The organism is Mesorhizobium sp. M1409 (genome assembly GCF_040317535.1).
In the GTDB taxonomy this organism is placed as follows: domain Bacteria; phylum Pseudomonadota; class Alphaproteobacteria; order Rhizobiales; family Rhizobiaceae; genus Mesorhizobium.
Genome location: NZ_JAMYKV010000017.1, coordinates 80,803 through 102,640, shown reverse-complemented (window position 1 = coordinate 102,640; position 21,838 = coordinate 80,803). Strand labels below are relative to the sequence as shown.

The window sequence follows — 21,838 nt, the reverse complement described above, 5'->3', positions numbered from 1 at the left end:
CACAGCTGATGCCGGGCTCACAGCTGATGCCGGAGTGGTTCAGCAAAAGCATCATCGACGATAAGACGACGATGCTGACCGAACCGTTCGTGCATGAGTACCTGCGTGCCAACATCTGGTATCTGCGCGGCCGCGACGCCGACCTTCTGGTCGATACCGGCATGGGCATCCGTCCGCTGGCGCCTGAGATCGAGACGCCCGACGGCAAGCCGCTGCTGGTCGTCGCCACCCACATCCATCTCGACCATGTCGGCTCGCTGCACGAATTTCCGTGGCGAGCAGGGCCAAGGACAAGCGCGGAACAGTTCGAGAGCATGGATGAGGCGGCGACCTACGCCTACATGTTCCGTGATCTCGAAGGCGCCGTTTCGAAAGTGCCGGCGCCGGGCTGGAAGGCCGCCGACTACAAGATCCCGCCCGCGCCGCTGACGCGAACCCTGGACGAGGGCGACATCGTCGATCTCGGCGACCGGCAATTCCGTGTGCTGCATCTGCCTGGCCATTCGCCGGATTCGATCGCGCTGTTCGACGAGGCCGACGGTCTGTTCTTCAGCGGCGACGCCATCTACGACGACACGCTGATCGACGATCTGCCCGATTCGGACCGAACGGCCTATATCAGTACGATGCAGCGCCTGCTCGACCTGCCGATCCGCATCGGCCATGGCGGCCACGGTCCGAGCGTCGACAGCAAGCGCATGCACGACATCGCCACCGCGTATCTAGGGCGAACCGGCGGGATCTGATGCCCCGGCGGGACAGGGAACACCGGACTGGCGCGGCGCCTGACGACATCGTGACCAGCCGTCATACGGAAATTAAATCTTCGTAAGGTTGCCCGAAAACCCTAAATCGGGCCAATCCACGTCCTAGATGCAGAGCTGTCGATCCGGTCGGCTGCCATGCCAGGCGAGACGGGCATTCGCGACGTTCGACACGCCGAATGGCCGGTTTCCCCACAAGGAGACCTCCACGGCGACCGATCAACTCTCGCCCGGACAAACGACCATGTCAGACATAATTCGCAGACATCGCGTCGCGGCCTTGCTGGGCGCTGCGCTGATCATATCTCCTTTCGTCATGTCTTTCGCTCAAAGCGAAGGTAACACTGTTCCGACGACCCAGACACCTGTCGCCGGCCTCACCGCTCCCAACGGCTCGTTCGCCCCCATCGTGGCGGCCGACAAGCCGGCAGCGGTAACGATCACCACCGTCATGAAGGCAGAGCCTGGAACGACGAGCGATGCCTCTCCCTTCGACGGCGGCTCGCCTTTCGACGACTATTTTCGTCAGTTCTTCGGTGACCAGGGCATGCCGATGCCCAAGACACCGCCACAGCAGCAACCGCAGCGTGCCGAAGCGCTGGGTTCCGGCTTCATCGTGGGCGCGGATGGTATCATCGTCACCAACAATCACGTCATCGATGGTGCCTCCTTGATCAAGGTTGCGCTCGATGACGGCACCGAACTCCCCGCCAAGCTGGTCGGCCGCGATGCCAAGAACGATCTCGCCGTCCTCAAGGTCAAGTCGGTCAAACCCCTGCCGACTGTCAAATGGGGTGATTCCGACAAGCTCATGCCAGGCGACCAGGTATTGGCCTTCGGCAACCCGTTCGGCATCGGCACCACCGTCACCGCAGGCATCGTTTCGGCCCGCGGCCGGGATTTGCACAGTGGCCCGTTCGACGACTTCATCCAGATCGACGCCCCGATCAATCATGGAAATTCCGGCGGTCCGCTGGTGGATGTGAACGGCAATGTCGTCGGTATCAACGCGGCGATCTATTCGCCCAATGGCGGCAGCGTCGGCGTTGGCTTCGCCATCCCGTCCGACCAGGCCCAGAAGGTTGTCGCCAAGCTGATGAAGGACGGCTCGATCCAGTATGGCTACCTCGGCGTCGAGATCCAGCCGGTGACGGCGGATGTGGCGAGCGCAATCGGCCTCGATCATCCCGCCGGCGCGCTGGTTTCGCGGGTCAATGACGGCTCGCCGGCCGCCAGGGCCGGAGTCGAGGCCGGCGACGTCATCACCAGCTTTGCCGGGCAGGATGTCAAGGATCCCAAGGACCTGTCGCGGGCGGTCGCCGATGTCACGCCTGGCGCCAGGGAGACCCTGAACATCTGGCGCAAGGGCAAGGCCGTGGATATTTCCGTCGATATCGGGCGCAACACCGACGACGTGAAGACCGCGTCGCTGGACGACGGGTCCGGCGCGCCTGGCGTCGGGCAAGGTTCCCCGGCGATCGAGCTTGGCCTGATGGACATCACCCCTGACATTCGCGAGCAGATGAATCTCGCCCACAATCAGCGCGGTGCGGTCGTTGCCAGCGTCAATCCCGACAAGGCTGCCGCGGCTTCCGGAATCCAGGCCGGCGACATCATCGTCGCCGTCAATCAGATGCCGGTGAAGAGCGCCAGGCAGGTCACCCAGGCGATCGCCCAGGCCGGCAAGTCCGGCAGGAAGTCGGTGCTGTTGCTGGTCGAGCGCGATGGAGGCCAGATCTATGTCGCGGTGCCGCTCGCCAATGGCTGACGCGAGGCGCTGAACTGAATGCAAAGGCGGTAGGCTCGTCGAGCCTGCCGCTTCCGCTCTCAAGATTTCGGTTGCCCGCGGCGGCATCATCGAGAAAACTGCGGCAGGCTGACGGATGCCTGGTGCAGAGGAATTGCCGCGATGGTCACCCGAGGTTTCTCTTCAGGACGGCGCCCGCCAGCCGATGGCGATGCGCGCATACCGCCCGGCCAATATCTCGAACAGGGTTTTCCGGTCTTGTCGGCCGGTCCGACGCCACGTGTGCGCACCGAGGATTGGTCTTTCACGCTGAAGCATGGGCCACGGCCGATCAAGAAATGGAACTGGGCCGAATTCAACGTGCTGCCGCTGACCAAGATGACACGCGACATCCATTGCGTGACCGCATGGACCAAGTTCGACACGCCGTGGCAGGGCGTGCTGGTCGACGATATCCTTGCAGACGCGGGTTTGGAGCCGCCGACCGGCTTCACGCTGGCGCACGCGTTCGATGGTTACACCACCAATGTGCCGGTAAAGGATCTCACCGCCGGCAAGGCCATGGTGGCGCTGCTCTATGAAGGCAAGCCAATCACGCCGGATCACGGCGGCCCGGCAAGACTGCTCGTTCCGCATCTCTATTTCTGGAAGTCGGCCAAATGGCTGAACGGCCTGCAGTTCACGACGCGCGACGAACCCGGTTTCTGGGAATTGCGCGGCTATCACATCCATGGCGATCCATGGCGCGAACAGCGCTATACGGGCGATCCATGAGCGATGCGGCAGCAGTGCAATCGCCCTGGCAGACGGCCGGGATCGTCCGTATCGAAAAGCGCACGCCGCGGGTCACCAGCTTCTTTTTCCGGCCATCGCGGCCGTTTGCCTATCGCGCCGGGCAGCATGTCGATATCAGGCTGACGGCGCCGGACGGCTACCAGGCGCGCCGCTCCTATTCCATCGCCTCCGCGCCCGAGATTGGCAGCGTGATCGAACTGGCGATCGAGAAGCTCGACGATGGCGAGGTTTCGCCCTTCTTCCACGAGGTCGCGGCGATTGGTGACGAAATCGAACTGCGCGGGCCGCTCGGCGGGCATTTCGTCTGGCCGGAAGATGAGAGCGGACCGCTTGTGCTTGTCGGCGGCGGTTCGGGCGTCGTACCCTTGATGTCGATGGTCCGCCATCGCGCCGCGCGCAATTCGACGATGCCCGTCATCCTGGTCTTTTCAGCCCGGATCTGGGACGAAGTGATCTTTCGCGACGAACTGATCGGCCTCGACGACCGCAGGGACGGCTTCGACCTTGTGCTGACGCTGACGCGCGAAGCCGCGCGGCGCCCGGCCGATTATGCGCGGCGGGTGGACGTCGCGATGATGGCGCAAGCAATGGCGCGGCTGCCCGAGCCGCCCGGTCTCGCCTTTGTCTGCGGCTCCAACGCTTTCGCGTCGGCCGCCGCCCAGGCGCTGATTGATGCCGGCGTTGCAGCGGGAAACATTCGCACCGAACGCTACGGAGTTTGAACGGACGTTGCGTTCCCAACGCGTGTCGTCTTGGCACTGACAGTTCGGCCGAGGACTCGATGCTTCAAGCATTGAAATCCGACCTGCAAGGTAATACCTTATCGAAACATGGTATTACCAGAGGACGAAGATGGCCACCACCGTTACGGCAAAGGGACAAGTGACCATCCCGAAACCGGTCCGCGATCTCCTGGGAATCGTCCCGGGCAGCAGGGTCGATTTCCGACGCGCCGCCGATGGCAGCGTGGTGCTGGCTCGCGTTGACAAAAAGCCGCCTGCGAGCCGCTTCGCCAAGTTGCGCGGCCATGCCGGCGAGGGGCTAACGACCGACGCGATCATGGCGCTGACGCGTGGCGAAGCGTGACGCTGGTCGACACCAACGTTCTGCTCGACCTCGTTACGGATGATCCGACCTGGGCGGACTGGTCGGTTGCACAGCTAGAGGCAGTAAGCCTTAATGGGCCATTGTTGATCAATGATGCGGTCTACGCCGAACTTGCTGTTCGGTACACTCGCATCGAGGATCTCGAGACGTTTCTGGACGCGGCCGGTCTCGAAATGGCTCCGATGCCGAGAGCCGCCCTTTTCCTGGCCGGGAAGGTATTTACACAGTACCGCCGATCAGGAGGATCCAGGACTGGCGTGTTGCCCGACGTCTTCATTGGCGCCCATGCCGCTGTCGCTCGGCTTCCGCTCCTGACCCGTGATGTCGGCCGCTACCGGACTTATTTCCCATCCTTGAGGCTGATCACTCAGGGCCCCTGATGGCACCAACCGCCGGTCACGCCTCGATTTCGAGCGCCGAAAGCGGTTTTGAGCAACAGGCGAGGATAAACCCGTCGTCGATCTCGTGGTCGAGGATGCCGCCATTGTGGCTCATCTCGACGTCGCCCGCGACCTTCTTCACCTTGCAGGTGCCGCACAGGCCGAACTCGCATGCGGCGGGAATCCGCACACCTGAAGCCCGCGCGGTCTGCAGCACGGTTTGGCCGGCGACGCATTCGGCGTCGATATCCGAAAGCGCGAACCGGATCGGTGTCACGGCTTCGACGACAACGGCGGCGCCGTCTTCCGCAGGCGACGTGAACGGCGCCAGGATTTCTTCCACCACAGGCGCCGCAAAGCTCTCCTGATGGTATTTCGTCATGTCGAAGCCCGTTGCCTCCAGCATGCCGCGCACGGCGCGCATGAAGGGATCGGGGCCGCAGCAGAAGATTTCGCGATCGCGGAAATCGGGCGCCAGCAATGGCAGCCGAATGGCGTCGATGCGGCCCATATGGCCGAACCAGCCCTCGCGGCTCGACCGCTCCTCGATCATGAAGCCGAGCGACAGGCCGGGCATACGGCTGCCGAGCAGTTCGAGTTCCTTGCGGAAGATGATCTCTTCCGGACGGCGCGCGCAGTTGACGAAGCCGACATCGGTCCATGGCGCGCAGTCGTTCAGCCAGCGCAGCATCGACATCATCGGCGTCACACCGGAACCGGCGGAGATGAACAGATACTTGGCCGCCGGGTGGCTGTGCAGCGAAAAGTCACCTGTCGGCCCATAGGCCTTGACGTGCGAGCCCGGCGCCAGATGGTCGAACATCCAGCGCGTGCCTGTGCTGCCCGCCTGCGCCTTCACTGTCACCGCGATAGAGAACGGCCGCGATGGCGAGGACGACAGCGTGTAGGTGCGCATCAGCGGCCCGTCGGCTGTCGGCAGTTCCAGCGTCACGAACTGGCCCGGCTTGTAGCGAAACCAGGTCTGGTTGTCGGAGCGGAAGGTGAAGGTCTTTACGTCAGGTGCTTCGTCGCTGACGCCGATCACTTCCAGCACCTGCAGCCTGTCGTTCCAGGGCGTCATCTGGTCGAGATGGCGATAGAGGCCAAGATCCGTCATCGCATTCATCCTCTTGTCCCTTTTGTTTTGTGCATGATCCCAAAGCCGCTGCGCATTTTGGGCGACATGCACTAGGCGACGCTGCGCAGGGCCGGCCGGCCGCCTTCGGCGAGGCGCGGGCCGATGAACGACGCATACCATTCGACGAACTGGATCACGCCGCCCTCATGCAACTCCGAATAGGGGCCGGGCTCGTAGGCGGGCGACAGGATGCCAAAGGCGTTTTCCTCGACGATGCGGCGATCCTGGTCGTTGGTTTCGGTCCAGACATGGGTGAGGTCTTCGATGGTGTAATCGACCCCCTCGACCGCGTCCTTGTGCACCAGCCACTTCGTCGTCACCGCCGTTTCCGTGGCGCTGATCGGCAGCACCCGGAACGTCACCGCGTGATCGATGAGGATGTGGTTCCAGGTCGTCGGATAGTGATAGTGCATCAAGGTTCCGATCCTGTCGGCGGAGACAGTGTCGGAGAGGTTCTTCTTCACCGCCAGCTTGCCGGTCATGGTGTAGCTGACGGCATCGCGCAACAGCGGCGCGCGGGTGGCGCGGTACTGCCCGGCCGGATCGATGCGGAACTTGCTCGGCAGGCCTGATGCCTCGCATTTGGCCCAATGCGCGACCATTTCGGGGTCGCTGTCGGCGCCGTTGACGCCGGTCACGGTAGGCGCTTCCGGGAAGGTCTTGCACAGCTCGGGATGATTGGCGACGCAGTGATAGCACTCGCGATTGTTTTCCCAGACCAGCTTCCAGTTGCCCTTCTCTATGATCGTGCTCTCGAAGGCGATCTTTGCTTCCCGCAACCGGTGCGGCAAAAGATAAGGTTCGATCATCGCCCGCATCGGCGCGAAATCGGCGGGCTCCTTGCCCAGGCAGATGAAGATGTAGCCGCCGACGCTCTCGCAGGCGACCGGCTTCAGGCTGAACTCACTTTTGTCGAAACCGTCGGCCATCTGGCGGGCAAACAGCAGGCGGCCGTCGAGCTCATAGGTCCACTGGTGATAGGGGCAGACCAGCTTTGCCGCCGTACCCCTCTCTGTGTTGCAGACGCGGCTGCCGCGATGGCGGCAGGAATTGTGGAAGGCGTTGATCTTGCCTTGCTGGTCGCGGACAAGAACGACCGGATAGTCGCCGATCTGCACTGTGATGTAGCTGCCCGGCTTAGGCAGCTCGCAATCGTGGCCGATGAACAGCCAATCACGATACCAGATCAGCTCCATGTCGAGCTTGAAAAAGTCTGGATCGGTGTAGAAGGGCTGCTCCAGCGAAAAGCCTTGCCGGCGGCTGTTCAAGAGCCTCAGCATGTCGTTGCGAATATCCATGTCCTGTCCTCGTTTCTTAAGGACTGAAATGGTGGTGACGGAGGAAGGATCGGACGCAGGCCGGCGATGCGCCGGACATGCACTATCCACCTCTTGACCGCCCACCGCGATCAGTCGAGTCTAGAAATCTCGGGCTGGTTTCCGGGCTCTGGAGTTGTCCTTACGGACCATCGCGACACCTTCCCAGGCAACTGCCCAGTGGTCTCCCGTTGCGACTTGAACTCCACCACCGTTGCGGGGGCAGCGCCGGATTCTGACCGGCTTCCCAATTCTCCGCCTCGTCGTCACGAAGCGGCACCTGAGATGGTATGATCTAACCACGATCGCGGGCGCGTCATCGGCATGAAAACGACATCGTATCCATGCGGCGCGACACGCATGCGAAACGTTCCGGTTGGCGATTGTTGAGCCGAAATCCTATCTCCGCGGCGGCCATTCCCAACTGCAATCTCCTCGAAGCCGGCCCCTTGCCGGCGACCAAAAAGGTTAACGGTTTCGAAAAGTGACTATTAGCTGGTTCTAAAATCGAACCGAACGGTTCGTTTCTGTTGACGGTGCGTGCAGGACGGTGTGAACGCCGGGCCTTGGAAACAGTTGGTGATCCAGCGGGCGATTTTGCTTAAGTGTTGAAAAACATAAATAAAAAGTAGCGTGTAGAATCCCGTGGCACAATTTCAAGTGGCGGATTCATGGTCCACACGGAACAACTTCGTGATTGGAAAAGGCGAGGATGCCCTCCCACATCGGGGCTGTCCGAACGACGCGATTTCCCTTCCAAGACACGCCGCTGGACGGACGGAAAAGAAGATACTGGAGTACAAAAAAATGAAAAAGATCATTCTCACTGCCGCCGCCGTTCTGGCCATTTCCGGCAGCGCCTTCGCTAATGGTAGCGACCACTACGGTTCGAACGGCGCCAATCAGCCTGCTGCCGCGGTCGACAAGTCGTACACGGCTTCCACCAAGACCTCGGAACCGGTTGCCCAGACGCCCGCTCAGGGCAGCGACCGTAACCTCTTCGGCCGCTAACAACCAATTCCCAGTTGACGGCGGGTCTGCCCGCCGTCCTGGCGAAATCCAGAAATCCAGGAGACTAAAATGAACAAGATCCTTCTTGCCGCCGCCGCCGTTCTGGCCGTCACCGGCAGTGCCTTCGCCGGCAGCGACAACTTTGGCTCCAAGGGCGCCGACCAGCCTGCCGCCGCGGTCGACAGCTCGTACACGGCTTCCGTCAAGAAGTCGGAGCCGGCCACGCAGGCGCCTGTCGACCATGGCAGCGACCGCAACCTGTTCGGCAACAACTAACCCGACCAAAACCAACATCCGACAGCGATGCGGCGGGTTAACCCGCCGTATCGAATTCGAGAATACGGAGTATCAAAATGAAAAAGATTGTTCTTACTGCCGCCGCTCTTCTGATTGCCGCCGGCAGCGCCTATGCCCGCAACGACAACGCTGGCGGCACCGACATCAACAAGCAGTCGACCGTCAACGTCGACACCTCGCATACGGGCTCGATCCGCAAGAGCGAATCGCCCGTCTACAAGCTGCTCAATTCGTCGGGCGATGCACCGAAGTCCGCCCCTCAGGGCAGTGACCGAAACCTCTTCGGCCGCTAACAGCCGAAGCTGATCTCCAAACGAGAGCGGCGGACCTTGCCCGCCGCTCTTGTTTTTGTAACAGGGCAGTATCGTCGTGCGACCTCTCAGGCCGCCTTCGCCTCCGCTTCGTGAAGAGCGAAGGACCGCCCATCCGTGTCGAAGATATGCAGATCTTCGCCATTGGCGCTCAGGCGCAATGTCGAGCCACGCTTGACTTCGACATTGCCAGGCAGCTTGGTCACCAGCGGCAGGTCGGCGCGGCCGATGTCGATGTAGACAAGCTGGACTTCGCCGAGCTGCTCGACATAGTCGACCGTCCCTTCGAACAGATAGTCCGCACCGCTGGCGATGATCAGGTCCTCCGGTCGCACGCCAAAGCTCACCGCGGCACCCTTTGCCGAAGCAGGCGTCGTGATCGGCACGGTCGCCTTGCGCCCGCCGACATGGCTGACGACAGTCGGATTTCCGGTCTTGTCGATGGTCGCCGGCAGGATGTTCATGGCCGGCGAGCCGATGAACTGGGCAACGAACAGATTGCCGGGCTTCTTGTAGAGGTCCATCGGCGTGCCGACCTGTTCGATATGGCCGTCCTTGAGCACCACGATGCGGTCGGCCAGCGTCATTGCCTCGACCTGGTCGTGGGTGACATAGATCATGGTCGTGGCGGGCATCGATTCCTTGAGCTTGGCGATCTCGATGCGTGTGGCGACGCGAAGTGCGGCGTCAAGGTTCGACAGCGGCTCGTCGAACAGGAACACCTTTGGATTGCGCACGATGGCGCGGCCAATGGCGACGCGCTGGCGCTGTCCGCCCGACATCGCCTTGGGCAAGCGGTCGAGATATTTCGTCAGCTGCAGGATTTCCGCCGCCTGGCGCACGCGCCGATCGATCTCGGCCTTGTTCTCCTTCCCGATCTTCATCGAGAACGCCATGTTGTCGTAGACGGTCATGTGCGGATACAGCGCGTAGGACTGGAACACCATGGCGATCCCCCGCTTCGACGGCGGCACGTCGTTCACGACCTCGCCAGCTATTCTGAGCTCGCCGGAGGTGATTTCCTCGAGCCCGGCGATCGACCTCAGCAATGTCGACTTGCCGCAGCCCGACGGACCGACGAAGACGATGAATTCGCCCGACTTGATATCGAGGTCGATGCCGTGGAGAATGTTCAGATTGCCGTAGGACTTCTTCACTTGTCTTAGCGTGACATCGGCCATTGGTTTCCCTCCAGTAATTTGAAATTCAAGTGATTTGAAATTCAGTCGGCGCGCCCGAACCAGGCGCCGTAGCCGCCAAGCTCGATGGAACCGGTGCTCGCCTGCCCCGAAAATCCGTGCCCGGGCAAAGGTTGCAGCGATCGGCCGCCGAGGTCAACCTCGGTTGGCCCGGCTCCCAGATTGAAGACGCAGACGATCTGCTCATTGCCTGAGCGGCGGGTGAAGGCGACGGTGTCGCCCTCGCTTTCGATGAAGGTGATGTCACCCTTGGCCAGTGCCGGATGGGCACGCCGGAAGGTCAGAAAGCGCCGGTAGTGCTCAAGCAGCGAGTTCTCGTCGCCCTGCTGGACATTGACCGCTTGCGACAGATGCTTGGCCGGCACCGGCAGCCAGGGCTTTGCCGATGAGAAGCCGCCATTGCTGGCGCTGCCGTCCCACACCATCGGCGTGCGGCAGCCGTCGCGGCCCTTGAATTCCGGCCAGAAGCGGATGCCATAGGGGTCCTGTAAATCCTCGAACCGAAGGTCGGCTTCGCCGAGCCCAAGCTCCTCACCCTGGTAGATGCAGACCGAACCGCGCAGCGACATCAGCAGCGCCGAGATGACCTTGAGATAGGCGGTCGGATCGGCTTCGCTGGCCGCCCAGCGCGAGGCCGGGCGCATCACGTCGTGATTGGAAAAGGCCCAGCATGACCAGCCGTCGCTGGCGACCTTGCCGAAGGATTCCAGCACCGAGCGGACCTTGGCCGCACTGATCTTTTCCGGCGCCAGGAAGTCGAAGGAATAGCACATGTGTACGCGCTTGCCGCCGGCGGTGTAGGCAGCCACCACGTCCAGTCCGCGCTGCGAATCGCCGACCTCCCCGACCGCGGCGGTTGCCGGATATTCATCGAGCAGGGCGCGGAAGCGCTCGAGGAAGCCGAGGTTCTCCGGGCGGCTCTTGTCGTAGAGATGATCCTGGTAGTTGTAGGGGTTGACCGCCGGTGCGGTCTGGTCGTTGCGCTCTTCCGGCGGCAGCGGCGGATTGTCTTCCAGGCCCTGGCTGTGGAAGTAGAAATTGATGGTGTCGAGCCGGAAGCCGTCGACGCCGCGCTCCAGCCAGAAACGGGTGACGTCGAGCAGCGCATCCTGGACTTGGCGGTTGTGGAAGTTGAGGTCGGGCTGCTCGGCCAGGAAATTATGCAGGTAATATTGCTGGCGGCTGGTGTCCCATTGCCAGGCCGAGCCGCCGAAGATCGACAGCCAGTTGTTGGGCGGCGTGCCGTCCGGCCTGGCGTCCGCCCAGACATACCAGTCGGCCTTCGGGTTGGTGCGGCTCGACCGGCTTTCCCTGAACCACGGGTGGTTGTCGGCGGTGTGCGACAGCACCTCGTCGATCATCACCTTCAAGCCCAGCCTGTGCGCCTCGGCGGTCAGCGCGTCGAAGTCGGCCAGCGTGCCGAACATCGGATCGACGTCGCGGTAGTCGGTGACGTCATAGCCGAAATCCTTCATAGGCGATTTGAAGAACGGCGAAATCCAGATGGCGTCCGCACCGAGTGCGGCGATGTAGGGGAGGCGGCCGATGATCCCCTTGAGGTCGCCTATGCCGTCGCCGTTCGAGTCCTGGTAGCTGCGCGGATAGATCTGATAGATCACAGCACCCCGCCACCAGTCGCGATCGAGGGCGAGGTCAGGTTTCGAGCTGGCCTTCAAAGCGGATTGCATCGTCTCAGCCTCCTTTCACCGAGCCGGCAAGCAGCCCGCGGACAAAATAGCGCTGCAGCGAGAAGAAGACGATCAGCGGCACGATTATGGTCACGAAGGCCGATGTCGTCAGAATCTCCCAGTCGCCGCCGCGTGAGCCCAACAGCGCGTTGAGCTTGGCGGTCAGCACGATCTGGTCTGCCTCTGTACCGAGGAAAACCATCGCCACCAGCAGATCGTTCCATACCCATAGGAACTGGAAGATGGCAAACGAGGCCAGCACGGGGAACGACAGCGGCAAGACGATCTTGACGAAGATCTCGAAATCGCTGGCGCCGTCGATACGCGCCGATTCCATGATCTCGCGCGGCAGGCCGGCAATGTAGCTGCGCAGCAGGTAGATGGCGAAGGGCAAGCCGAAGCCGGTATGCGCCAGCCAGATGCCGAGATAGGTTTTCGACGGCATGCCGAAGAAAGCGCCGACGCCGTTGTAGAGCTTCAAAAGCGGGATCAGCGACATTTGCAGCGGCACCACCAGCAGGCCGATGATCACCGCGATCAGCAGCGCCCGGCCGGGAAACCGCATCCAGGCCAGCGCATAGGCGGCAAACGCCGCGATCAGGATCGGGATGACTGTCGCCGGGATGGTGACGGTCAGCGAGTTCATGAACGACCGTCCGATGCCCTCGGAAAACAGCACGGTTCTGTAGTTGTCGGTGGTGAATTTCGGCGGCGCCGACGAGGCATAGTAGACGCGCTGGCCGCGATCGCCTTCGAACGCCTTGGGCGAGGCCATGACGAAGCTGCCGTCGGCGTTGAGCCGCAGGGTCACGCCGTCGCCGAGATCGGCCGAAGTGTCGGCGGGATATTGCGTCGGTGCCGCCGATTTGACACCGAAGGCGCTGATGTTGCGCTTGGCGCCGTCGCCGAAGATGTTGCCCTCGAGAACGAACTTGCCGTCCTTTTCGACTTGCGTCGAGGCGGCCGGCAGTCGGCCGGCCTCGGTCTGGGTGGAACTGGCGAACGAGTTCCACCAGCCAGAGGCGATGATCTGGTTCTTGTCGCGCAGCGACGAGACCAGGATGCCGAGCGTCGGTATGGTCCAGATCGCGACGAAGACAAGCACGGCGATGTGGACGCCAAAGCGGCTGGCGAAGGACTTTCCGGTCGCAACGGCCATCTCAATGTCCTCCCGTCTCTTTGTTCGCCTGGCGGATGTTCCAGATCATGATCGGAATGACAGCGATCATGATGATGATGGCGATGGTGGCGCCACGGCCGAAATCGCCGCCGCCACGGAACATCCAGTCGAACATCAGATTGGCCAGCACCTGGCTGTTCCACTGGCCGTTGGTCATGGTCAGAACGATGTCGAACACCTTGAGCACCAGGATGGTGATGGTGGTCCAGACGACGGCGATGGTGCCCCATATCTGCGGCACCATGATCTTCCAGAAGATCTGGAATGGATTGGCGCCGTCGATGACGGCGGCTTCCAGCGTTTCTTCGGGAATGCCGCGCAGTGCGGAAGACAGTATCACCATGGCAAATCCGGTCTGGATCCAGATCAGGATCACCATCAGGAAGAAACTGTTCCAGAACGGCAGCGATATCCAGACCTGCGGCTGGCCCCCGAAATGCTGGATGACGGCGTTGAGGATGCCGATCTGGGTCTGGCCCTCGCCACGATACTCGTAGATGAATTTCCAGATCACGCTGGCGCCGACGAAGGAGATCGCCAGCGGCAGGAAGATCAGACTCTTGGCGATCGTGCCCCACCAGATCTTGTCGGTGAGCACGGCGATGATCAGCCCGAGGAAGGTGCAGGCGGCGGGCACCACCGCCAGCCAGATGATGTTGTTGAGGATCGAGTTGCGGAACTCGCGGTCGCCGAAGGCCCATTCATAGTTGGCCAAGCCGACAAAATTGATGCCGCCGCGATCGAGGAACGACAGCCGCAGCGTCTCGACCACCGGGTAGATCAGGTAGATGGTGAGGATGATCATCGCCGGACCGACGAACAGCCATGGTCGGACCAGCCCTTGCCGGCGCAGATTGTCGATGGCCGCGGCGCCGGCGACGCCGCGCGACGGGAATATCAGGTCGACCAGTTTGTTGGCGCCCCAGAAATAGGCGACGCAACCGCCGACTCCGACGATGATTACGAATATGGCCGAGAAAATCTGAGCCGCCATGGGTCCCTCCCCCTGCGTATCATCAGCCAAGGCCGAACGGTCCGGGCGGTGAGATGCGCCGATTCAGTTGTTCAGAGCGCGATCGCCAGGCAAGACAGGCTTTCCCTTTGCTGATCGCGCTTCATGCCGGATGTTTGTGTGCTCATGATAATCGCCGCGGCACGGGCCGCCGGTCGGATCCGGGCCTCCAGGGCCCGGATCCAGTCGGGATCGGATAGCCGAACAATCGGCTGCTTACTGTCGGACGCCTACTTGATCGCGTCCCAGCTTTTCTGAATGTCGGTGGCGACATCCTGCGCGGACTTGCCGCCGACCAGGTCGATCATGCCGGTCCAGAAGGCGCCGGCGCCGATCTTGCCCGGCATCAGGTCGGAACCGTCGAAGCGGAAGGTCGAGGCGTTGGCGAGGATTTCGCCCTGCTTCCTCAGCGCGTCGCTGGCATAGGCCTCCTTGTTGACCGACTTGAGCGGCGTCACGAAACCACCCTCGGCCATCCAGATCTCATGGGCGAGCGGCATCTTCAGAAAGTCGATGAACGCGCGGGCGGCCTTGGAGTCCTTGGTGATCATCGCCAGCGTGCCGGCGCCGAGCACGGGCGTGCCCAGTTCAGGCTTGGAGGCATAGGGAGGGAAGTAGAAGAAGTCCGCGTCCTGGCCGACCTTGGTGCCTTCCGGGAAGAAGGTCGGGATGAACGACGCCTGATGGTGCAGGTAGCATTTCGGCGGCACAGAGAAGAGGCCCTTCGGGCTGTCGCGGAAATCGGTCGCCGCAACCGCCTTTGCGCCGCCGTCGACCATCTTGTCGTCGGTCGCGATCTTGCCGAAGATGTCGATGGCGCTGACCACCGCCGGGTCGTTGAACGGGATCTCGTTCTTCACCCATTTGTCGTAGACTTCCGGAGACTGGGTACGCAGCATCAGGTCTTCGACCCAGTCGGTCGCCGGCCAGCCGGTGGCGCCGCCGGAGCCGAGGCCGATGCACCACGGCTTGCCGCCATCGGCGATGATCTTCTTTTCGAGATCGGCGAGTTCTTCCTGCGTCTTCGGCACCTTGTAGCCGGCTTCCTCGAAATTGTCCGGCGAGTACCAGACCAGCGATTTCACGTCGGCCTTGTAGGGGAAGGCGAAGAAGCCCGGCTTGCCGTCCTTGTCCTTGAAGGTGCCGAGATCGACCCATGACTGGCCGGCGCCGTAATTGTCCTTGACCCATTTGGCGGTGTCGTCGCCGAGCGGCGTCAACAGGCCCTTCGATGCCAGATCCTGGATCAGCCCCGGCTGCGGCAGCACGGCGATGTTCGGCGGGCTGCCGGCCTGCGTGTCGATGACGATCTGCTGTTCGTAATTTTCCGAGGAGGAGTATTTGATCTCGACGCCGGTGGCTTCCGAGAAATAGTCGAGAACGCCGCGCACCAGGCCTTCGTCCTCACCGCGCCACGGTCCGAAGATCGACAGCGTCTCCCCCTTGAGGTCGACTTTCTTGAGCTCTTCGTAGTTGGCCCAGTTGAAGCGCTTGTCCTCACCTGGCTTGAACTTCAGTTCGGCATGAGCCGGCGCGCTCAGGGCGAGCGTGGCAAACGCGGCACCCAGCAAAAGCATTTTCTTCATCGGTATTCCTCCCAGTGGATCAAACACACCGGACGGAACCTCCATTCCGCCCGCCGACGCCGCAGGACTGTGACTCACTCGGAAAGGAACCGCAACCTTTCGGAGAGTCTTCCAAAGCGCTTTGGCCTTTTTGATCTCGCCATTGAATCGGCCGGAAGTCAAGAGGCAGGTGGGCTAGTCGATTTAATCCGGCGCGTCTGCGGCCTAAAAAGTGCGCTGCAACATGCTTTTATGGCAATGCAGCAGCATTTTTTGTTTCAAACACGTCTGAAGCACGCTTATGGTTCGTTGTCGAACGGCTCAACCCCGAGGGCACTTGGGTCGATTCAAGTTAAAAGCGCTTTGAGGGAGATGGAGAGTTTTCGTGAACCTCAAGCAGCTTGCCCATATGCTGGCGCTGTCGCAGACTACGGTGAGCCGCGCGCTGAACGGCTATCCCGAGGTCAACGAGGAAACGCGCAGGCGTGTCATGGATGCCGCCAAGCGCCATGGTTACCGTCCCAATCCGAGCGCGCGCCGCCTGGCGACCGGCAAGACCGGTATGATCGGCTATGTCCTGCCGACCGGTGCGTCCGTCGACATCGATCCGCATTTCGTCGAATTCTTGTCTGGCCTAGGCGACTACGCCCGCTCGCACGAACTCGACCTGGTGCTGTCGCCGGCCGACGCCGACGACCAGGAGACGACCTACCGGCGCATCGTCGCCAACCGGCAGGTCGACGCCGTCTACATTTCCTCGCCAAGGCCCGCCGACCGGCGCGTGGCGCTGGTCAACACGCTCGGCATTCCCTTCATCGTCCATGGCCGTAGCGAAGGCTTCGATTTCGACTATGCCTTCACCGACATCGACAATGAGGGCGCCTTCCACGAGGCGGCCAGGCTGCTGATCCAGCTCGGCCACCGGCGGCTGGCGCTGATCAACGGCGACGACCGCGAGACCTTTGCCATCCATCGCGAGCGCGGCGTGCGCCGGGCGCTCGCCACGAGCGGGCTGACTTTGGGCGAACGACACGTCTGCTCGGTGGTCATGACCGAAGAGAATGGCTATCGCGCCACCAGGCGTTTGCTGGAAGAGGGCGACGCACCGACGGCGATCGCCTGCTCCAGCCTGATCATGGCGCTGGGCGTCGTGCGCGCGGTTCGCGACCTCGGCCTGAGCATTCCGGGCGACGTGTCGCTGATTGCCCATGACGATGTCTTCCCCTGGCTGAGGCCGGAGAATTTTTCGGTGCCGCTGTCGACGACGCGCTCATCCATCCGTCTCGCCGGCGCCCGCGTCGCCGAGCGGCTGGCGGCCCGGATTTCGGGGCTGGAAGAGGGCGCTCGCGGCGAAGTCTGGCCCGTCGACCTGGTGGTCAGGGGATCGGTCGCCGGCGCGCCGGCATAGCGGCAAGACCTCAACTGCTCTAAGTGACGAAGAAGGCGGACGTCCGTCTTGTCACGGAAGCGGAGGTTGACCGAGGCGAGATGCCGCCAACAATCGTCGTCGTCAGTATATTTTTGGGCAACTTTCTCCACGGGCGAAGCCGTTGACCTCTTCATAAATATATGGCCACCTTCGTAACGAAGCGTTCGCTTACGGGTTATACGATGGCGCTGGGCGATATTGCCGGCCCAACGAAGGTGAGGAATGCCAAGCGTCAATCCCGATGTGCTGAAGTGGGCCCGTGAAACGGCAGGGCTTGACCTTGAAGGCGCCGCAAAAAGGCTGGGCCTCAAGGACACGCGTTCCGTCGTTGGTGCGGATCGTCTTGCAGCGTTGGAAAATGGTGACGGCGAACCGTCCAGGCCATTGCTCCTGAAGATGGCAAAAAACTACCGGCGTCCATTGCTTGCGTTCTATCTGCCAGCGCCTCCGAAGCGTGCGGAACGTGGCGAAGATTTCCGTACCTTGCCGGTAGACTACGCTCGGCGCGACGAGGCCTTGGTTGATGCTTTGTTGCGCGAAGTCAGGGCAAGGCAAGAGATGGTCCGCTCGCTTCTCGAAGTTGAAGATGAGGCAAAGAAGCTCCTTTTCGTTGGTGGCTTCGATATCAATGGTGGCACCAAGGCACTCGCAAAAGAAATTGAGGGCACTCTCAGTTTCAACCTCGCTCAATTCAGGCGCGGTAGCCGAAATGATGCCTTCGCCTATCTGAGGGATCTTGCCGAACAAGTCGGTGTCTTCGTGCTGCTGATTGGGAATCTTGGGAGTCACCATAGCACTCTTGACGTCGAGCTTTTCCGCGGGGTTGCCTTGGCGGATTCTGTCGCTCCTTTCGTAGTCATTAATGATCAGGACAGTGAAGCAGCATGGTCTTTTACCCTGCTCCACGAACTGGCGCATATTTGGATCGGTCGCACGGGAATCAGCGGGGCAAATCCTTCCTCCGCGATAGAGGTGTTTTGCAACGACGTTGCTGGTCAAATCCTCATGCCTGAAGGTGAATCTGCACGTGAAGACGCTCTACGAGGCGCACCAACCGACCAAGTCATCGCGAGAATAAGGCAACTCGCTGACGCCTGGCGCGTGAGCCATTCCGCAGTTAATTATAAGTTGTTTAGACAGGGGGTTATCTCGCGTGAAGTGTGGGCCGAGATCAGCGGTATCTTTCGTCGCTTTTGGCTTCAAAGCCGAGCGGCGGCGAGAGAGCGAAATAAGGAGAACGAAAACGGCCCCGACTACTACGTTGTCCGTAGGCATAGGCTGGGCAATCGGCTGGTAAGCCTTTCCGGGCGAATGCTTGCCGAAGGCGCTCTCTCGCCATCTATGGCAGGCAGGATCTTGGGAGTTAAGCCGACCAACGTCTACGCTTTGACGGGGGCGTCGGCTGCCGGCGCCTCTGGTCGCGCAGCCTGAGGGGGCGACGATTTATCTCCTCGATGCGAACGTCTTAATCACCGCCAAGAATTCGTATTACGCATTCGATCGCGTGCCCGAGTTCTGGGAGTGGTTACTGCATTGGGCCGAACGCGGTGCGGTCAAGATTCCCCTCGAAATCCTCGAGGAAATCGTTGGGGGACCGATGACCTGGCTCAATGGCTTGGCGACAAAGACAATAGGAATGCGCTTTGCCTCGAGGAAGAAGCCGATGTGGGGCGAGTTCAGGATGTCTTAGCGAATGGTTATGGAAATGACCTTACCGACGCCGAAATCATCAAGATAGGACGTGATCCTTTCCTGATATCGTATGCCATGTTTGCGCCGGATGTCCGGAAGGTTATTACGACCGAAGTATCAAAGCCGGCAACCCAACGTGCAAACCGCAGGATTCCGGATGTCTGCAACCAAATGCACGTCAGATGGGGCGACAGCTTCTTGCTCGTTCGAGACCTCAATTTCTCGACCAAGTGGCGTGATCGCATTTAGAACGTCGCTCGCTCCCCTTGTAAGGACGTGTCGCCGAACGTCGTCCACTACCGGCCCGTCCCGGTAATTGAATTGGCAGTAAGTCAACTGATTAAGTTTGACCCATCCATCTCGACGAAAGCCTACTCCTTCGCCGCCTCGGCCGCCTTGATGTCCAGCAGCCCGTAGCCGAAATCATTGTCGCGCCCCTTGGGGCCGAGATCCCTGGCCGTAGCCCCGAGCGCCTTTTCGATGTCGTCGGCCGAGCGATCGGGCGCGGCGTGGATGAGATTGGCGATGGCGCCGCTGACGATCGCCGCCGCGAACGAGGTGCCGGTGACCACATCCGAGCCGGCGCCGCTCGGCGCCACCATCTCGACGCCGGGCGCCGAGATGAAGACATAGGCGCCGCGATTGGCCTGCGGCATCAGCCCGTCCTTGGCATCGGTGGCGGTCACGGCGATGACGTCGTCGAAGGCGGCCGGATAACCATAGGGTGCTTTCGGCCCGTTGTTACCGGCGGCGGCGACCAGCACCATGCCGAGCGCCCGGGCATTGCGGCAGGCGACGCCGAGCAGGTCGTTCTTCGGCCCAACGAAGCTCATGTTGATGATGCGCACGTCCTGCTCCGCCGCCCAGTCGAGCGCCGACAGGATGACATCCATGGTCGACTTGCCGCCCTCGAAGGCCCGGGCGTGGTAGATCCTGGCGCCCGGTGCCATGCCCTCCAGCGCGCCGACGCCGGCGATCAGGCCGTCGATCGACGTGCCGTGATCGCGCTTTTCGATCGGCACCCCCGGCATGGCGTCGAACTGTTCGGCGATGACGCCAGCCAGCGCCGGGTTGGTGTCGTCGATGCCTGTGTCGATCACCGCGATGCGAACGTTTTCGCCGCTGGCCTGCTTGGAATCGAGCGCGATGCGGTCGAAGGCATAGTTGACGATGCCGGCGGCCTGCTGCAGCGAATAGACATGGTTGGGCTCGCGCCGCTGGGTGCGGCCGTCGGCCGCCAGCTGCGCAAGCACGACGCCGACGGGCCGGCCATCGGGAATGCCGAAGCGCACCAGCGTGGTGCCAAGCAGCCGCGACTGGCGCTGCGAGCGCACCTGGAGGCCGAAGGACGCGGCGATCTGCTGCACCGCGCCGGCGTCGCCGTCGACGGTCACCAGCACCTCGTCGGGCACGAAATCGCCGACCACCGCGCGCGGCGGCTGAACGGCGATGAGATCGGTCGGAGAGACGATCGGGCCGCCAGGCGGAGGGCCGGCTTGACTATCGGCCGGCGGTGTCGCCGGAGCCGGCCGTGGCGTCGGCACCGGTGCCGGAGGCGCGGCCGGGTTTGGAAACAGGTCGACGATCAAGGCGGGCAGAAAGACGGCCCCTGCCGCTGCAGGACCCGCACCGACTGCACTGTCACTGTCGTCCTTGGCGCAGTCGGCTCCCGCCGCATTGGCCCCGTCGCGGCAGTCGATTTTCGCGGGATCAGGCTTCGCGCTGGTCTGCGCCGACGCGGGCACGGCGGCGATTGTCATCGTCGCCGCAAGCATTGCCGCAAATCGAATGACCGCCTCAGCCGCCATCAACCGGCCTCCTTCCCTCGATCACAGTCTCCGTGAAAGGCTGGGCGGCAACAAGGCCGATTTGCCTTGTGTAGTCGGCGGTGGTGGTCGCGGGAATGCCAAGCCGGAAGACGCCGTCGGTGGTCGGTCCGCCGATGATCTTCAGCCCGTTGCTGCCGAGAAAGCCAGAAATATCCGACATCTTCGCATCCGGCTTGAACTTGACCAGGGCGAACGGCATTTTCGCCAGATCGTCTTGCGCGCCGGCTATCTCGAAATCACTGCCCTTGCCGCTGGGCTCGACAAATGACTGCACCATGACCAGGGCCAGCAGAACCGCGGCCGCGGCCCAGGCGACGCCGACCGGCACCGCCATGAAGCGGCCCCAGGCCTGCGCCAGCCAGGACGAGCCCGCCGGCTGGCGGACAGGTCCGGCCTCGGCATCGAGCGCCCTGGCGAAGCGGCCGAGCGCATCGGCCGGCGGACGGATCGCTTCGTTGGCGGCCGTGGTGCCGGAGAATTCGGCTTCCGCCTCGCCAAGGGCGGCAAGTGCCGCCGGATCGCTGGCCAGCCATTCCTCGACGGCTTCCAGGTCCGAACCTTCCAGCGAGCCGTTCAGATAGAACGGCAGCAGCGTTTCCATTTCGTCGCGGCGCGACATCTTTTCAGCGGCGCTCATGGCCACCCCCTGTCGTAACCGGCGGCCTTGAGGGCCTCACCGAGTTTCTTGCGGGCGTAAAACATTCGAGTCTTGACGGTCGCGACCGGAATGTCGAGCACTTCGCCGATCTCGCTCACCGACTGGCCATGATAATAGGCAAGATCGATCACCACGCGATGCTCTTCCGGCAAGGCGTCGACGAACCGGCGCAAGGCGGCAGCCTTGTCTCCCTTCATGGTGACGACTTCCGGCGTGTCGGCGCTGTCGGCCACCGCGGCGGCGGCCTCGTCGTCGATCCAGTCTTCCTTCTTCTTGCGCAGCAAGGACAGCGCCTTGAAACGGGCGATGCCGAGCAGCCATGTGGAGACTTCGGAGCGCCCTTCGAAGCATGGCGCCTGGCGCCATAGCTCGAGGAACACTTCGTTGGCGATATCGTCGGCCATCATTTCCGATCCCGTCTGGCGTGCCACGAAGCGGTAGACCCGCACGTGGTGACGCATGAACAGGAGCCGCACGGCGGCACGGTCGCCCTTCGCGACCCGGTCGACAAGCACGCGATCGGTTTCCGTCGCTGCCGTCATGGCCGGTCGAGCCGCCTGGCTCCTGTCTGCTCTGTCGCTGATCGGTCCAAAAAGGTTCATCCTCCCGCCAAGGAATTTTTTGGAGGCTAACCGAAGAGCGGGGCGGTTGCCAGAGCATCCCTTCTCCCGGTCATTATACGGGGAGAATGTACCGGCAGGCGCATGAGGGGCGGCGCCA

General features: G+C 62.1%; 21 protein-coding genes, 1 pseudogene and 1 riboswitch. Of the genes and pseudogenes, 12 read left to right on the top strand and 10 right to left on the bottom strand.

What is annotated here, in order from left to right:
* Positions 1-26 precede the first annotated feature (26 nt).
* The 6 genes from NKG99_RS15955 (at position 27) to NKG99_RS15930 (ending at position 4,793) form a co-directional block, all read left to right on the top strand.
* Positions 27-746, top strand: a complete 720-nt coding sequence (locus tag NKG99_RS15955) for an MBL fold metallo-hydrolase (RefSeq protein ID WP_352869399.1) — start codon at positions 27-29, stop codon at positions 744-746.
* Between the two features lie 262 nt (positions 747-1,008).
* Positions 1,009-2,532 (top strand): DegQ family serine endoprotease, encoded by a 1,524-nt coding sequence (locus NKG99_RS15950; RefSeq protein WP_352869343.1) that lies wholly within the window; start codon positions 1,009-1,011, stop codon positions 2,530-2,532.
* Between the two features lie 141 nt (positions 2,533-2,673).
* Complete coding sequence (locus NKG99_RS15945) at positions 2,674-3,285, top strand: molybdopterin-dependent oxidoreductase (protein ID WP_352869341.1); 612 nt, start codon at positions 2,674-2,676, stop codon at positions 3,283-3,285.
* Complete coding sequence (locus NKG99_RS15940) at positions 3,282-4,028, top strand: FAD-binding oxidoreductase (RefSeq protein WP_352869339.1); 747 nt, start codon at positions 3,282-3,284, stop codon at positions 4,026-4,028. The genes NKG99_RS15945 and NKG99_RS15940 overlap by 4 nt, the downstream gene beginning before the upstream one ends.
* A 130-nt stretch (positions 4,029-4,158) precedes the next feature.
* Positions 4,159-4,392: an AbrB/MazE/SpoVT family DNA-binding domain-containing protein gene (locus NKG99_RS15935; protein WP_352869337.1), complete on the top strand. Its 234-nt coding sequence runs from the start codon at positions 4,159-4,161 to the stop codon at positions 4,390-4,392.
* Positions 4,389-4,793 (top strand): type II toxin-antitoxin system VapC family toxin, encoded by a 405-nt coding sequence (locus NKG99_RS15930; RefSeq protein WP_352869335.1) that lies wholly within the window; start codon positions 4,389-4,391, stop codon positions 4,791-4,793. Before NKG99_RS15935 ends, NKG99_RS15930 begins: the two co-directional genes overlap by 4 nt.
* 16 nt (positions 4,794-4,809) lie before the next feature.
* On the opposite strand, the gene NKG99_RS15925 is transcribed toward NKG99_RS15930, so the two are convergent.
* Both NKG99_RS15925 and NKG99_RS15920 read right to left on the bottom strand, forming a co-directional pair.
* On the bottom strand, positions 4,810-5,910 hold the full coding sequence (locus tag NKG99_RS15925; RefSeq protein ID WP_352869332.1) for an FAD-binding oxidoreductase: 1,101 nt from the start codon (positions 5,908-5,910) through the stop codon (positions 4,810-4,812).
* 71 nt (positions 5,911-5,981) lie between these two features.
* The gene (locus tag NKG99_RS15920) at positions 5,982-7,229 is read right to left on the bottom strand and encodes an aromatic ring-hydroxylating oxygenase subunit alpha (protein WP_352869329.1); all 1,248 of its coding nucleotides are present in this window, start codon (positions 7,227-7,229) and stop codon (positions 5,982-5,984) included.
* Between the two features lie 115 nt (positions 7,230-7,344).
* Positions 7,345-7,546: riboswitch (cobalamin riboswitch) on the bottom strand.
* A 508-nt stretch (positions 7,547-8,054) separates the two neighbouring features.
* Between NKG99_RS15920 and NKG99_RS15915 the strand changes: the two genes are divergently transcribed.
* The 3 genes from NKG99_RS15915 to NKG99_RS15905 all read left to right on the top strand — a co-directional run bounded on the left by NKG99_RS15915 (position 8,055) and on the right by NKG99_RS15905 (position 8,848).
* Positions 8,055-8,258: a DUF680 domain-containing protein gene (locus NKG99_RS15915; protein ID WP_352869327.1), complete on the top strand. Its 204-nt coding sequence runs from the start codon at positions 8,055-8,057 to the stop codon at positions 8,256-8,258.
* A gap of 69 nt (positions 8,259-8,327) precedes the next feature.
* On the top strand, positions 8,328-8,534 hold the full coding sequence (locus NKG99_RS15910) for a DUF680 domain-containing protein (protein WP_352869324.1): 207 nt from the start codon (positions 8,328-8,330) through the stop codon (positions 8,532-8,534).
* A gap of 77 nt (positions 8,535-8,611) precedes the next feature.
* Positions 8,612-8,848 carry a DUF680 domain-containing protein gene (locus NKG99_RS15905; protein WP_352869321.1) on the top strand — a complete coding sequence of 79 codons (237 nt, stop codon included), beginning with the start codon at positions 8,612-8,614 and terminating at the stop codon, positions 8,846-8,848.
* Between the two features lie 86 nt (positions 8,849-8,934).
* Here NKG99_RS15905 and NKG99_RS15900 read toward each other — a convergent pair whose 3' ends face one another.
* The 5 genes from NKG99_RS15900 to NKG99_RS15880 all read right to left on the bottom strand — a co-directional run bounded on the left by NKG99_RS15900 (position 8,935) and on the right by NKG99_RS15880 (position 15,531).
* Complete coding sequence (locus NKG99_RS15900; RefSeq protein WP_352869318.1) at positions 8,935-10,047, bottom strand: ABC transporter ATP-binding protein; 1,113 nt, start codon at positions 10,045-10,047, stop codon at positions 8,935-8,937.
* 41 nt (positions 10,048-10,088) lie between these two features.
* Positions 10,089-11,753, bottom strand: coding sequence for a beta-galactosidase BglA (gene bglA, locus NKG99_RS15895; protein WP_352869315.1), 1,665 nt, complete (start codon positions 11,751-11,753; stop codon positions 10,089-10,091).
* A gap of 4 nt (positions 11,754-11,757) precedes the next feature.
* Positions 11,758-12,912, bottom strand: coding sequence for a carbohydrate ABC transporter permease (locus NKG99_RS15890; RefSeq protein WP_352869312.1), 1,155 nt, complete (start codon positions 12,910-12,912; stop codon positions 11,758-11,760).
* 1 nt (position 12,913) lies between these two features.
* On the bottom strand, positions 12,914-13,927 hold the full coding sequence (locus NKG99_RS15885) for a carbohydrate ABC transporter permease (protein ID WP_352869309.1): 1,014 nt from the start codon (positions 13,925-13,927) through the stop codon (positions 12,914-12,916).
* Between the two features lie 248 nt (positions 13,928-14,175).
* On the bottom strand, positions 14,176-15,531 hold the full coding sequence (locus NKG99_RS15880; protein ID WP_352869306.1) for an ABC transporter substrate-binding protein: 1,356 nt from the start codon (positions 15,529-15,531) through the stop codon (positions 14,176-14,178).
* Between the two features lie 364 nt (positions 15,532-15,895).
* Here NKG99_RS15880 and NKG99_RS15875 point away from each other — a divergent pair, with 364 nt between their 5' ends.
* From NKG99_RS15875 to NKG99_RS15865, 3 genes and pseudogenes are all read left to right on the top strand, one after another.
* Entirely contained in the window at positions 15,896-16,918 is a 1,023-nt protein-coding gene (locus tag NKG99_RS15875) for a substrate-binding domain-containing protein (protein WP_352869304.1), read from the top strand.
* A gap of 243 nt (positions 16,919-17,161) precedes the next feature.
* A complete protein-coding gene (locus NKG99_RS15870) occupies positions 17,162-18,370 on the top strand; it encodes an ImmA/IrrE family metallo-endopeptidase (RefSeq protein ID WP_352869301.1) in 1,209 nt (402 codons plus the stop codon).
* Positions 18,342-18,880: pseudogene (locus NKG99_RS15865) on the top strand (DUF4411 family protein). The gene NKG99_RS15870 and the pseudogene NKG99_RS15865 overlap by 29 nt, the downstream one beginning before the upstream one ends.
* Before the next feature lie 122 nt (positions 18,881-19,002).
* Here NKG99_RS15865 and NKG99_RS15860 read toward each other — a convergent pair.
* Genes NKG99_RS15860 through NKG99_RS15850 form a run of 3 tightly spaced genes read right to left on the bottom strand, consistent with a single transcriptional unit; the run spans position 19,003 to position 21,660 of the window.
* Positions 19,003-20,439 carry a S8 family serine peptidase gene (locus NKG99_RS15860; RefSeq protein WP_352869300.1) on the bottom strand — a complete coding sequence of 479 codons (1,437 nt, stop codon included), beginning with the start codon at positions 20,437-20,439 and terminating at the stop codon, positions 19,003-19,005.
* Positions 20,429-21,097: an anti-sigma factor gene (locus tag NKG99_RS15855; protein WP_352869298.1), complete on the bottom strand. Its 669-nt coding sequence runs from the start codon at positions 21,095-21,097 to the stop codon at positions 20,429-20,431. The genes NKG99_RS15860 and NKG99_RS15855 overlap by 11 nt, the downstream gene beginning before the upstream one ends.
* Positions 21,094-21,660, bottom strand: coding sequence for a sigma-70 family RNA polymerase sigma factor (locus tag NKG99_RS15850; protein ID WP_352869295.1), 567 nt, complete (start codon positions 21,658-21,660; stop codon positions 21,094-21,096). Before NKG99_RS15850 ends, NKG99_RS15855 begins: the two co-directional genes overlap by 4 nt.
* Positions 21,661-21,838: the final 178 nt, after the last annotated feature.